The organism is Kandleria sp. (genome assembly GCF_017934775.1).
Taxonomy (GTDB): domain Bacteria; phylum Bacillota_I; class Bacilli_A; order Erysipelotrichales; family Coprobacillaceae; genus Kandleria; species Kandleria vitulina.
The window spans coordinates 1-14,025 of record NZ_JAGBIX010000074.1 but is presented as its reverse complement, the minus strand read 5'-3'; the positions used below and the strand labels follow the sequence as shown (position 1 = coordinate 14,025).

At 35.5% G+C, this 14,025-nt stretch carries 13 protein-coding genes and 1 tRNA gene; 2 read left to right on the top strand and 12 right to left on the bottom strand.

Features of this window, described 5'->3' with window-relative positions; genetic code table 11:
• Window position 1: 1 nt before the first annotated feature.
• The gene (locus tag J6L95_RS07975; RefSeq protein ID WP_287458737.1) at window positions 2–967 is read right to left on the bottom strand and encodes a L,D-transpeptidase; all 966 of its coding nucleotides are present in this window, start codon (window positions 965–967) and stop codon (window positions 2–4) included.
• A 214-nt stretch (window positions 968–1,181) separates the two neighbouring features.
• Here J6L95_RS07975 and J6L95_RS07970 point away from each other — a divergent pair.
• Window positions 1,182–1,259, top strand: a tRNA-Asp gene (locus tag J6L95_RS07970).
• A gap of 69 nt (window positions 1,260–1,328) precedes the next feature.
• Here the strand turns inward: J6L95_RS07970 and J6L95_RS07965 are convergent.
• From J6L95_RS07965 to pyrF, 11 genes are all read right to left on the bottom strand, one after another.
• On the bottom strand, window positions 1,329–2,078 hold the full coding sequence (locus J6L95_RS07965; RefSeq protein ID WP_287458736.1) for a CPBP family intramembrane glutamic endopeptidase: 750 nt from the start codon (window positions 2,076–2,078) through the stop codon (window positions 1,329–1,331).
• Between the two features lie 66 nt (window positions 2,079–2,144).
• Entirely contained in the window at window positions 2,145–3,272 is a 1,128-nt protein-coding gene (locus J6L95_RS07960; RefSeq protein ID WP_287458735.1) for a CDP-glycerol glycerophosphotransferase family protein, read from the bottom strand.
• The gene (locus J6L95_RS07955; protein WP_051550763.1) at window positions 3,269–4,381 is read right to left on the bottom strand and encodes a CDP-glycerol glycerophosphotransferase family protein; all 1,113 of its coding nucleotides are present in this window, start codon (window positions 4,379–4,381) and stop codon (window positions 3,269–3,271) included. The genes J6L95_RS07960 and J6L95_RS07955 overlap by 4 nt, the downstream gene beginning before the upstream one ends.
• 85 nt (window positions 4,382–4,466) lie before the next feature.
• The gene (locus tag J6L95_RS07950) at window positions 4,467–5,483 is read right to left on the bottom strand and encodes a zinc-binding dehydrogenase (RefSeq protein WP_029070542.1); all 1,017 of its coding nucleotides are present in this window, start codon (window positions 5,481–5,483) and stop codon (window positions 4,467–4,469) included.
• Complete coding sequence (locus J6L95_RS07945; protein WP_287458734.1) at window positions 5,484–6,194, bottom strand: IspD/TarI family cytidylyltransferase; 711 nt, start codon at window positions 6,192–6,194, stop codon at window positions 5,484–5,486.
• 57 nt (window positions 6,195–6,251) lie between these two features.
• On the bottom strand, window positions 6,252–7,241 hold the full coding sequence (locus J6L95_RS07940) for a glycerophosphodiester phosphodiesterase (protein WP_287458733.1): 990 nt from the start codon (window positions 7,239–7,241) through the stop codon (window positions 6,252–6,254).
• A gap of 49 nt (window positions 7,242–7,290) precedes the next feature.
• Window positions 7,291–8,913: a CDP-glycerol glycerophosphotransferase family protein gene (locus J6L95_RS07935; protein ID WP_287458732.1), complete on the bottom strand. Its 1,623-nt coding sequence runs from the start codon at window positions 8,911–8,913 to the stop codon at window positions 7,291–7,293.
• 12 nt (window positions 8,914–8,925) lie between these two features.
• Window positions 8,926–9,747: an ABC transporter ATP-binding protein gene (locus tag J6L95_RS07930; RefSeq protein WP_029070539.1), complete on the bottom strand. Its 822-nt coding sequence runs from the start codon at window positions 9,745–9,747 to the stop codon at window positions 8,926–8,928.
• 10 nt (window positions 9,748–9,757) lie between these two features.
• The gene (locus J6L95_RS07925) at window positions 9,758–10,561 is read right to left on the bottom strand and encodes an ABC transporter permease (protein WP_029070538.1); all 804 of its coding nucleotides are present in this window, start codon (window positions 10,559–10,561) and stop codon (window positions 9,758–9,760) included.
• 42 nt (window positions 10,562–10,603) lie between these two features.
• Complete coding sequence (gene pyrE / locus J6L95_RS07920) at window positions 10,604–11,242, bottom strand: orotate phosphoribosyltransferase (RefSeq protein ID WP_029073226.1); 639 nt, start codon at window positions 11,240–11,242, stop codon at window positions 10,604–10,606.
• A gap of 1 nt (window position 11,243) precedes the next feature.
• Entirely contained in the window at window positions 11,244–11,957 is a 714-nt protein-coding gene (gene pyrF, locus J6L95_RS07915; protein WP_287458731.1) for an orotidine-5'-phosphate decarboxylase, read from the bottom strand.
• A gap of 198 nt (window positions 11,958–12,155) precedes the next feature.
• On the opposite strand from pyrF, the gene J6L95_RS07910 reads away from it, so the two are divergent.
• Complete coding sequence (locus J6L95_RS07910; RefSeq protein WP_287458729.1) at window positions 12,156–13,787, top strand: putative polysaccharide biosynthesis protein; 1,632 nt, start codon at window positions 12,156–12,158, stop codon at window positions 13,785–13,787.
• The last annotated feature ends 238 nt before the right edge of the window (window positions 13,788–14,025 follow it).

Here is a 14,025-nt window from a genome sequence, read left to right as displayed (position 1 = left end):
ATTAATTGTAAATAACACAAGTTGTCTTCTTAGTGATATGGTCATGAATCCATTTTGCATTGTTTAATTTCAAACGTACACAACCATGTGATACACCTACACCAACTCTGCCATCCATAACACGAGCAGGTGTTGATGATGGATAATATAATACAGAATGGAATAAATATCCGCCTGTAATACGTGTTGGCCACCAGCATCTAGCAGGTGCTGAATCAAAATATCTAGCCTTGAAGTAACGTCCTTTTGTAGTACCCATCTTGAAAGTACCAGTTACAGTAGGTGTCGATGCTTTACCATTACCACATAAGAAACTCTTCTTTAATTTCCAGCTTCCTTTTTTGCCATGGTATACATAAACCTTATGAGCAGAACGGTCTACAAGAATCAACCATTTAGTAGCACTCTTATATCCCTGAACATTTTTGCTTTTATCTTCTTTAAGACGTTTACCAATAACACCTAATTTACCAGTTGTCTTAAATAGATATCTCTTATTACCTACATTCTGCCATCCAGTCATTAATTTCCCTTTACTATTAAAAAGGAAATAAGATTTCTTGATTTTCTTCTGTCCTGTTACAACAGCATGTTTTTTATTGAAGTAGTAGATCTTCTTATTGATCTTTTTCCACCCTTTATAGTTAAGACGCTTGTTGTTCTTATAGAAATAGATCTTTCCACCTTCATTAATAAAACCATTCTTTACAACAGGCTTAGCAGCTGGCTTAGCAGCAGGCTTTGATTCTTCCTTTGGCGTTTCGGGAGTTGTTTTTGGTTCTTCCGTATTCCCTGTCTGATTACCATTTTCACCCTGAGTAGTACTTCCATTATTCCCTGTAGTCTCAGTTGTATTCTGAGTATCATTAGATGAAGTAGTACCTTCTGCGTGAACATCTGCCATCACTGGCATAATCATACATAAAGAAAGACCAAAAACAAGCATAAACTTCTTTACTTGTTTCATATTTTCCTCCTAAAGAGACACACTCTTTAATACGCATATTATAATACATTCTACAAGATATGCAATAAGCTTCCAAAATAAATAAATTCCATCTCATGAAAATATCATCTATTTATCAATATAATTTCATTTATACGACAATTTTGTTAGATTTTTTCAAAAAAGTTGTTGACCTGTTCTTAATAATATGATAAATTATTCATGCAGTCGAAATGGTCTGGTAGTTCAGTTGGTTTAGAATGCCGCCCTGTCACGGCGGAGGTCGCGGGTTCGAGCCCCGTCCAGACCGCCATTTTGATAGCTAACCTCTCAATTGAGAGGTTTTTTATTTATAAAAAAACATCCTTTCGGATGTTTTCATTTAAAATAGAATTAATAGCATTGCAATAAAATTTGATGTAGCATGGGTAAGAATAGAAGCAACGATATTATCGTTTGATTCATAGATATACGCAAAGACTAGCCCCATTCCTACATAAGGAATCATCTGAATGAATTCTGAAAGATTCCCTCCCATTACAGCAGACATGACGTGGACAAAGCCAAACATGAAGGCTGAGATCACATATGCTAAGATACGATTATATTTTCTAAAGAATGTGAACAAGAATCCTCTAAAAAGCAATTCTTCTGCTAATGGTGCAAAGACCACTGTCATAAGCAACATGATGACAGGATTGTATTTGGCAAGTGAGACAACAGCTTCCTGATTAGCACTTGTAGATTTCGCCGTCAACATTCTTACAAGAAGAGCTGTGATCATGCTCATCACAAAACAAAGCAGATAACCTATGACTACCCCATTAATGATAATTTTCTTTTTTCTCTTCATAAAATCATTAATCTGTCTGACAATAAAATCTTTAAGACAGAAAACTGAAATGAGAATCATCAATAAATCTGTCATCACATTCAACATAAGATTCAAGCGAGAGTAGCTGATACTCATATTGCCAATAAGCAGCACTGATTTAATAAGAGCACTTACTATAACAGAATTACAGATCAAGGATGCCGGCATCATAACAAGGAATCCCAATGCGCCCTGATCTCCTGTAAGCCTACGTGTAAATGTATTTCTATACTCTTTTACAATATGTATTCTTTCCATAATAACTCCTTTACGTAATATGATACCATGCATTTCCTTTAAGTTCAAATAAGAAAAAGCAGAGACCTAGTCTCTGCTTAACTGCTTTAATAAGAAAGAAGTAAAATCTCTCGTATAGCTTTCCTTGCAAGGTGCTACCATTTCTTCTCGAAAAGCCTCTACCCTCTTTAGATCACATGTATTCATCTCAATCGCATTCATCAATGACTCACTTGTTTCACATAAAGGACCAGGCATATCTGTCTTGTAGTCAAGATAGAAAGAACGATTTCGCATATATGTATCATAATCAAAATCATAAAAATAGATAGGCTTATTCATCATACAGGCTTCAAATAATGCTGCTGAATAATCTGTGACAATAATATCAGCTCTATGGAAGAATTCCTGTGTGCTGAACTTATGATCTACTATGATACGCTGATCATCAAATGTACGTTCAATAAGGGGATGAAGCTTTAAAACAAGATGATATTTAGAATGATCAATTTCATTGATCAATGATAAAATAGCGTCTCTTAAATGATCATCACTTTTTCTAAATGTCGGTGCATATACAATAACTTTCTTGTCATGATCTTGTAATTGAGGATAAGCCTCTTCAATTCTCTCGATAACACCTTCTCCTTCTTCTATAAGAAGATCAGTACGAGGAAGTGGCAAGACAACCATCTTTTCTTTTTCTACATTGAAAGCTTCCGCAAAAAAAGGCAATGCCTTGTGACTTGAAGTTAATACGTAGCTATAATGATAATGCATCTTCATCAGCTGCGCTATGCGACTAGAAGAGCCTTCCTTTTGATCAAGAATGGAATACGCAAACTTCTTAAAAGCGCCTAATGCATGCCACATCTGAATAACCACCAGGGACTGTCTTTGTTTAAGAATACTGATAGGAATACAGTATGTATCAAGCAGTACTGCTTCACTTGTGGCAATATGATACATCTGTACAAAAACATGAAACGCATATTTTATTTTCCCCATCATATGATTGGGGATTCTTTTAGCAAGAATCACATGCTTATACTCTGGCGCTTGTTTTTTTATATCTTCTTTTACAAGTTCAAAGTCAATCGGTGTCTTATTGCTTTGTCTTGATATATAAGTGATTTTCTTTTGTACTGGAAGCAGCTTCATAAAAAAGAAGATACCATTTAATATTGCGATTGCTAATTTTATGATTATGCTCATATATCAATCCTCATTAATGTTTCTACAAAGCGTTTAGATGAATATCCATCACACGCGTTAATAAAATAGTCTACAAATTCTTTTTTCTTTTCTTCATTCACTGCTCCATATAAGATCGCATCTATCATTTCTTCTTGTGTAAATGCGACAGGACCATAGGTATACTTTTCAAACGGATAGAAGAAATCTCTATCTGCAATATAGTTCTCTAGATCATAAATAAAGAATATTGTCTTAATTGGCAGCAATGCGGCTTCAAAGATGACTGATGAATAATCAGTAATAAGAATATCTGTAATCATCAATAGATCATTAATATCTCTTTGACTTGATAAGTCAATATAGAAAGATGGATCAAGATCTTCAGGTACACCCTGTGAAATAAATGGATGCATCTTAACAATACAGGCATATTCATCACCTAATGCCATCTGCAGTTTTTTAAAGTTGATCTTTGAATAATCATAGTAGGCATTATGAATATTGCCACCTCTGAATGTAGGAGCAAACAGAATGACCTTCTTCCCCTTTAGCCAAGGGTATTCTCGATAAAGAGAAAAGCGAATGCTTGCTTTTTTTCTTTCATTAAAGAAAATATCAGTTCTAGGAATACCGATAGGATGTACATCTTTTTCATTCATCCGAAATGCTTTCGCATAATCTTTAACAATGGATGCACTTGAAACGATCGTATCATCATAGTTTCTATGTGTCATTGAAAAACGATCATGATTGCGTGATCTTGCAAAACCAATTGTCTTGAAAGCCCCTAAGGCATGCCATACCTGAATAAGGTGTGTTCCCTTTCTAAGGGGAATAGGATAAATAATTGGTGTAAAGTCATCAACTAGAATATAATGAGACATCGCAAATGTCTTTGCGAGTTCTTTACGTTCTCCTATATGATCTCCCAAGGCTGTCTTTACGAGATAATCAGCTTTTATTTCATTATAGATAAACTCGAAGTTACCTGTTAATTCATTTCTTGTCTGAGAAAGAAAAAGCACTTGATTATTGATAATATTATATTTCCATCTATAGAAGATGTAATAGACAATAAGATCCAATTGTCTAGCGATCTGTAAGATCATTTTTATAAAGCTGGCCATAATCTATTCCTTTTCTTAAATATATCTCATTTTATAACAAACATATGAAAAACGCAATAAAACCAGTCCGTTATAGGACTGGTTATTAGATTTCCCATTTCATGACTGTTTTGAAGTCATTGTATGTATCATCTTCAAATGCTCTAATCATATCATCAATAGTGTTAACAACAACCATCTCTGAAACAATTGTAGAAAGATATTCTCTGACATCTTTATTATTAGCCATCATATCTACTGATTTCTTGAAATCATCATAGTTAGAGCGAGAGTTTCCTAAAAGCTGTAAACCTTTTTCCAATACCATTCTTGTATTGATTGGCACAGGATTCTCAGATACACCCATAAGGTTGATTGTTCCCTGTGGTTTAATATAATCAATAATCTGAGAAATAGCAGCTTCCGAACCTCTTCCACCTACACATTCAAAAGCGTGATCTAACTGAAGATCTTCTGGAATATCATTGATGATGAATGTATCATCCGCAAATGAGAAATATCTGTTCTTGTGTTCTTCAACACCGAACACATAGATCTTTGCATCTGGAAATTCTTTTCTTAAGATCAATGCTGTTACGAAACCGACATTTCCATTTCCCCAGATTCCAATAGCATCCTTACGATCATGAGCATGTTTCTTGAATGTACTAACCGCATTCATACCAACGCTCATTAATTCAAGAAGAACACCTACTTCTGGTTCATAATCAAATGGAATAACGAGATCTCTTCTCATAGAAACAACATTCTGCATAAAGCCATCAAAACCTGATGCTCTAAACTGAGACGATCTTAAATAGTTTTCTTTGATAATATCATCTTTTTCATTTGGTGTGTTAGGAATCATAACAACATGAGTTCCTACAGGAAGTTCACCTTTTGGATCATAGACAACTTCACCAACTGCTTCATGAATAAGTGCCATTGGAAGCTTCTGCTTCATGACAACTCTTCCTCTTGATCCCGTATAATATCTCTGATCAGCAGCACAGATAGAAAGATATGTTGGTCTGATAATAATTCTTTCTTCATCTAGCTTAAGATCAACGAAATCAGCACGAATTGATTTAGGTGCAATTAATCTATAGACAGTATTGATCATTTAGATTTTCTGCCCTTCTACCAGACCATTAGCAACCTTAAGATCGTACTGAGTTGTAATCTTCATATTATAGCTTTCGCCTCTTACAAGATGTACATCATGTCCCTTAATGACAAGTGCTTTACATGCATCAGTAAGAATTTCTTTTTCATCATCAGTCAAGTTTTCAAAGAATTCTTTTAAAAGCTTAATATTGAAAGACTGAGGTGTCTGCCCCTGAAACATTTCACTTCTTACTGGAATATCAGTAATAATCTTTCCATCTACTGAATGTACAATTGTATCAAATGCTTCTACAACAGTATCAGTTGCACCATATTTAATAGCACCTTCAATATTGTCATCAATGATTCTCTGAGTTAAGAATGGTCTTACTGCATCATGTGTCAAGATGACATCATCATCATTTAAACCATATGTTTCTTCAATAAACTTAATACCATTCATGATAGTATCATTTCTTGTAGCACCACCTGCTACAATCTGAATTTTTGATAAATCTTTAATATATTTCTTTAAAGTATCTCTAGTATGTGCAATCCAGACTTCAGGAGTACAGATAATAATTTCATCAATTCTTGTGTTCATTAAGAACTGTTCTACAGTATGAACAAAGATTGGTTTTCCTCCTAACATCAAGAATTGTTTAGGCATAGCAGTATTACCCATTCTTGTACCTTTACCGCCTGCCAAAATTTCCGCATAGATCATTTTATATAACCTCCGTTTGATAAGCGTATAATATCACACTTAACATTAAATATCTACCTATTTGACTGCTTCATCCATAATCACAACATCGCTTGTCATAGATGTAATTGGCCAATCAAGAAAGTCTTTTGCTTCCTTTTTATCATTGATAATCCATACATCAGTCTTTAATCCAGCATCATGTACCTGCTTAACAAAATCTTTTTTGCAGGCATTCTTTTTAACTGAATAATTCCACTGATGTGCTTTTAATAGTTCAATATCATCAAGTGGTTCTTCCACAATGATCCATAGTTCATGATTCTTATTGATCTTCTCATAAGCAAACAGGTTATCCATACTAGCAGAAGTAATTCTTACATGATCACTAAAGCCATGTGCATCTACTTTATCTCTAATCTGAATCAGTAGTTCTTCATGATCTTTAAGTTGAGGATCCTTAAGCTCAATCATTGGATAAGAAGATGTTGTTTCCATAAAATCAAGATATTCATCTAGAGTTGGAACACTGACATCAGGATAATCTTCTAGATGATTACCAGCTGTAAACTTTACCTTCTTGACTTCTTCTAAAGTTAAATCATTGACTGGTCTTTCTTCTTCAGTCAGTCTTTTCATTGATTTGACATCATGGAAAAGAACCAGCTGATGATCTTTTGTGATTGCAATATCAGTTTCAATAAAGTCTACATGATGCTTTGCAGCAAGCTTAAAGGAAGGCATTGTATTTTCAACTGCTAATCCTCTTAAGCCACGATGTCCTGTCACCTGCTTTATACCAGAAGGTACATTGGCGACATGGAGAGGCAATCTTGCTAATTTGCCACAGGCAAATGCGAGAATTTCACCATATCCTTCTTTTAATCCTGTTACATTTCCTTCCTGATCAACTGAAAGAATATCACTCATATCACTTTTATAATGAATGTCTGCTTCCATCTCACCTTCAGGTCCCCTGATCAAGGGCTTGATATTAATAGTTTCTCCTACCCCTAAAGATTTAATCTTAATATTCTTGAAGGTAGGATGAGGAAATACTTTCTTCATATATTTTGCCTCCTTGACAAAGAAAGTGGATATAATATATCCACTCTTTTTACTTATTCTTTAAAATCAATTGATCGATAATACGATCAGTTGATTTTCCATCTGTATAGCTGAAGTTCTTCTTTACAAAAGGTGCCACCTTTTCATATTCAAAATCACGTGCTTCTAATGAAGCGATAAGATCTTCTGACGTTCTGACAATCTTACCAGGCACCATTTTAGCATATGGTTCATAGAACCCACGATCTGCTTCGTATTTCATACGATCAAATGCATAGAAGAGCATTGGCTTATTAAAGAGTGAGAACTCATAGATAACTGATGAATAGTCAGTAATCAATAAATCAGTTACAAAGAGCATGTTATTGATTTCTCTATAAGAAGATGCATCAATGATGCGATCTTTGTATTTTTCTGGAATAGGAAGTGGTTCTCTTACAAATGGATGCATCTTAATAAGCATGACGCTATTATGTTTTTCTAAATATTCACCAAAGCCATCAAAATCAATCATATCCATTGGGAAATAGGCATAACGCGCATTGATTCCTCTAAATGTTGGTGCATACATAATAACCTCATCAGCATTCTCAATTTGTGGGAATGCTGCTTTAACCTTAGGAATAATCTCTTTCTTGTATTCTTCATCAAAGAAGATATCAGTACGAGGTACTCCTAAAGATACAATCTTTGATTCATCGATACCAAATGCTTCAGCATAATGTGCTGCAGCCAATGGTGAAGATACAGTCATTGCGGTATAGCACTTATGAACATTAGTATCAAATGCTGGTGCTCCTGGTTTTCCCATACGTTCAAGACCAACTGTCTTGAATGCACCACAGGCATGCCATAATTGAATGATTTCTACCCCATCAGCATATTCTACATGATAGAGTTCAGGCTGATAATCATCACAGATGATGATATTAGCCATAGCAAGCTTTCTTGTAAAAGAGAACTTATTCAATAATCCTCTTCGATCTTTGATATTAGCCTTATAAGAAAAATCAATCTTAAACTGCTGATCTACGCCTCTTTCCTTCATGCGATTGTAGACATACAATTGATTGCCGCCAATCTCACTTCTTGAAGAAGATGTAAATAACAATCTGTTGCCATTTGGCTTATTGAACTTCTTAAAAAAGTTAAAAGCTTTAACAAAGCCCCACACAGAAAGATTATGCATATGCTTTTTATAAGCTTTCTTTCTTTTTTGCATAAAAGTCAAAGGTTCACTAGGAACAGCATATTCTATCTTTAAGAAGAAAGACTGATTATCTTCATCAATCTTGCTTTCAGCATAGTAATAATTCTTTTGACTCTTATCAAAATAAGCATTGTACTTATTGGAAATGTTAAACGTTCTTTCTTTCATTCCCTTAATCAATTCTTCAACAGGATAGCATTCATGGTTCTTATTATTTTTATCAATACCAATGAGATACCAATCTCCAGATTCAATCGGATGCTCATGATTTAAAGACATCAGATTAAATGAGAGATGAAAAGCTGACCCTTCCCATTTGACTGAATGAAGATCCAATACCGTATTAGTAATAGAATCTTTTAATACAAGCTTCTTTAAAGGAATCAAAGATTCACCATCAATTCTTACAACAATACGATTGATTGATAAATCTTTGATAATAATATTTTGTGTATTTCTCATAAATCCTCCAGGTTACCTTGTCTTCAAGGCAGCAAAGAGCTTATCAAAGAACGACTGCTTAGAGTTTTTGATGATACGTTTCGCAAACTTGCGATCACGCTCTTTCTTTTTATCTTTACCAGATAGATTATTATAATAATCCACATATTGTGCATAGCGATCACACACTTCATCGATATCACCATATTCTCTTAGCATTCCGCCTTCAATCCACATGGCAGTATCACAGAAGTCTCGCACTTGCTTTAAGTTATGTGAAATAAAGATGATTGTCTTACCTTCATCACGTAATTCTTTCATCTTATTGATACATTTCTGAGCAAAGCCTTTATCACCGACACTCAACGCTTCATCGACAATCATGATTTCAGGATCTAGACATAAGTTAATAGAGAACCCTAATCGGGATTTCATACCACTTGAATAAGTCTTAACTGGCTGATAAAGGAAATCTCCGATTTCCGCAAACTCAATAACCCCTGCCTTAATCTTTTCTATCTTGCTTCTAGTAAGACCAAGCAAAGCACCCTTAAGTTCGATATTTTCCATACCAGTCAACTGCTGATTTAAACCAGTGTTAATCGCAATCAGCGCCTGAGAACCATTGACCTTGATTTCCCCTTCATCAGGATCACAGATTCCTGCAAGAATAATGGAAATCGTTGATTTCCCAGAACCGTTTGTTCCTAGAACACCAACAACTTCCCCTTTCTGAACAGAAAAGTTCAAATCCTTTAACGCATAGAATTTCTGACCCTGTTCCCCTTTTTGTTTTCCTCTTAATTCATAGATTTTAGAAGCATGTCTTGCTTCTATTGCAATATTAGAATCCATAACATACCTCCTAAATAAAGTCTACGAATTTTGCCTTGAATTTATACATCATTGTACTACCAAAAACAAATAATACAATGGTAATAATCCAAAACGTTGTCATTGAATATTTATAATACATAAATCCTTTATGATAGAAGAAACAATCACGATATCCTTCTACAATATAATAAACAGGATTTGTCAACATGATTCTTTGAAGAATCGCAGGCAATCTCTTAATATCCCATAAGATTGGTGTCATATACAATAACAATCTCATCAACGCAAGAATAAGCTTACGTACGTCTCTAGCAAGCATATTCAATACTGAAGTGGTCATAGATAAAGAGATTGTAAAAACAATCGCACAAAAACAATAGTAAGCTAATCCAAACCAATGCAATGATGGATAATAGCCTCCTAATGCAAGCAGAATTGTTAATATGATCATCAGACAGAAATGATCAAACAGCTTAGAGAAAATAACTGTTGCCGGCAAGACACTTACCGGGAATTTCATTTTTGTGATGATATTGATTCTCTTAAAGATCGCATTACATCCATCAGTGATACAAGGCGAAATAAAGAACCAGCAGACCATTCCACCTAGCATCCACCAGATGTAGGTAATGCCATCAACGGCCTTACGGTCAAATACAAGTCCAAATACAAACCAGTAAGTTAAACACTGAATAACCGGATTTGCAAAGTTCCAAAACAGTCCCAGCTTAGAATCTCTCATATCTGCAAGAACCTGGTATTTCGCTATTGAATAGATACGAAAGACATTTGAGAAGTTCTCTTTTAGAACATATTTAACAGCTTCGATCATACAGTACCTCCTTTAAATCGTATACAAGGACCTCAGAACGACTTATTTTTCCATCCAAGATTCATCCTGAGGATCTTGTTTCCAAGCTTTTAATTTTTCTAAAGCCGCTTCTTCAATATAATGATTTTCCATCGCTACAGGCAATAATGCATCATAAGATGAAAGTGTTACATACTTACAATTCATTTCTTCAAAGTTCTTTGTAGCAGCTGGTAAACCATAAGTAAAGATTGCAACCAAACCAAGTACTTCACATCCTGCATCTCTTAAAGCCTGAACAACTTCTAATGAAGATCCACCAGTAGAAATTAAATCTTCTACTACAACAACCTTCATACCCTTCTTAACTACACCTTCAATCTTATTCTGACGACCGTGAGTCTTGTTAGAGCCTCTTACATACCCCATAGGTAACCCTAAAATATCAGCAGTTAATGCGGCATGTGCAATACCAGCTGTTGAAGTCCCTTCAAGACATTCTACATCTGGGAAGTTTGTTCTGATAAGTTCTGCTAACCCTTCTTCTACATCTTTTCTAACTTCTGGATAAGATAAAGTTAATCTATTATCACAATAGATTGGTGACTTAATACCTGATGCCCAAGTAAAAGGCTGATCTGGCTTTAAAAACACCGCCTTGATATCTAATAAATCCTTTGCAATTTTCTTAGCTGTTTCCATATTACTCTTCCCCCTGAAACTGTCTTACAACTTCTTTATATGCTGCAACTGGATCAGCTGCTGCAGTAATTGATCGTCCTACAACGATGTAGCTTGATGTTAATTCTCTAGCCATTGCTGGTGTCGTAACACGCTTTTGATCATTAACGCTATCAGTAGCTAAGCGGATACCTGGTGTTACTGTCAAGAATGATGTACCAAGCTTTTCATGAATTGGCTTTGATTCCAATGGTGAACAGACTACACCATCAAGACCAGCCGCTTTGGCATTGCTTGCCCAATGGACAACAACATCTTCTAATGAATCATGAATCAATAACTCCTGATCAAGAACATCCTGATCTAAAGATGTCAAGCAAGTAACCGCAATACATAACGGTCTCTTTTCCCCAGTCTTGCCTTCCTCTAAACCAGAAATAGCTTCTTCCATCATCTTCTTGCTGCCAGAAGCATGTACATTGACAATATCCACATCCAATCTTGCCAACTGTTTCATCGCCTGATGAACAGTATGTGGGATATCATGCAATTTAAGATCCAAGAAGATCTTATGTCCCTTTTCTTTTATCATCCTAATAATATCAGGACCTTCTCCATAAAAAAGTTCCATCCCTACTTTGACATAGAGAGTTTCTTCTTTAAATTGGCCTAAAAACATCGAAACATGTTCTTTGTCCTTAAAATCTAAAGCAATAATGACTTTATTGTTTTTCATATATTCCTCCACATATTCATTTGTACCATTATAGCATACTTCATACCGTTTTCGTACACAACTTCACAAAACAAAGAAAACCCTTCTATATAAGTTAATATTTTGTTTTTTATTGTATAATTTTCTTATTCTGATTTGCATTCATCTTCAATTTGGTGTACATTCGAGATGATATGACAATTAAATAGGAGTGAAAAAATGAATAAATCAAAGACTGTCGTTAAACAAGCCGGAATCCTGGCTTTAGCAGGTATCATTGTCCGTATTATCGGGGTTCTTTATCGAAGCCCACTGACACGTATGATTGGCGATTTAGGAAATGGCTACTATTCCACAGCCTATAATGTCTATGCCATGATTCTTCTGCTTTCTTCTTACAGTATTCCAACCGCAATCTCTAAGCTGATCAGCGAAAAGATTGCTCTTGAAGAATATGGTAATGCACGCAAGATCTTTAAATGTGCATTGATCTATATTTCAATCATTGGTTCTGTGGTCGCAATCATCACATTCATCGCTGCACCTTTCGCCCTTAGCGCAAAAGGCGCTGCAATGACATTGCAGGTACTTTGTCCAACTATCTTCTTCTCCGGATTAGTCGGTGTCATGAGAGGATACTTCCAGGCACATAATACAACAAAGTACACTTCAATCTCACAGATTGTTGAACAGCTTCTTAACGCCATTGTTTCTGTTGGTGCAGCCTACCTCTTTATTAAAGGATTAGGAGCCAACAGCTCACATGTCGCAAAAGCAAGCCTTGGCTCTGCCGGAAGTGCCCTTGGTACTGGAGCCGGCGTTCTTATTGCCTTGATTTATCTTGTCTACAAGTATTTCAAGGATCACGGTGATTTTGAAGAATCAAAGAATGTCAATAAAAACGAGAGAATTGCAACTACAAAAGAAATTTTCAAGTCAATTCTGACAATTGTGACACCAATCATTATTGCAACTTGTGTCTATAACCTTGTTACAATTATCGATATGTCACTTTACTACATGATCATGAACTTCAGAGGCTTAGGACATGATGCCGCTACTTCTCTATATGGGGTCTATGCTGGTAAATACACTGTCCTTATGAATGTCCCTGTTGCCCTTGCATCTGCAATGTCAACAGCATCCATTCCTGCCATCTCTTCAAGTTACGCCTTAGATAATTTGAAAGATGTACGTGCCAATATTGAAAACAGCATCTCTGTTGCCATGCTTGTCATTATTCCATGTGCAGTGGGACTTGCCGTATTATCTTATCCAATCATGGGTGTGCTCTTCCCTCAGAAGGCCACACTTTCACTTGCAGCTACAACACTGACAATTGGATCATGTGCTACAATCTTCTATGGGCTATCAACTATTTCCAATGGTATTCTTCAGGCTATCAGCCATCCTAACATTCCATTGAAGAATGCTGCTGTTGCCTTAGTAACACATTTAATTATTCTTGCTGCATTGCTTTTATTGATTCCTAGCGCAAACTTACATGAATTCTCATTATATTCGCTAGCTATCGGTTCTGCACTTTATGCATTGCAGATGTGTATTACCAACCAGCGTGCACTTGTTAAGCTTGTGCATTTCAAGTATAAGTGGAAACGTATCTTCATCTTACCGCTTATTGCTGCAGTCATCATGGGCGTAGTCGCATATGGAAGCTATACTGTGCTATTTATGTTTACACATCGTGTACTTATTCCATTGGTGGCAGCAATTGGACTTGCCATAATTGTTTATTTTGTAGTGATTCTTTATCTTTATAAAGATCATCCCGATACAATCTACAATATTCCTTATATGGATAAAATCGCAAGTCGATTCTATAAAAAATAGTTCCTGGAATTCCAGGAACTTTTTTTATGTATTAACAAACAATATCTTTTTCATTCTCCTCCATCACATTAATGGTGTCTGATTCCACATTACAGATTTGACACTCCACACGACTAAACTCGTGGGATTCTTGCTTCAACCACTACTGCGTTCCTAACAAGTCACCTTGTCGGCTCGTCTTACACAATGTCCACAAGCGTAAATTTCCGTATGTCCTACGGTATTTTTATATGTTAGG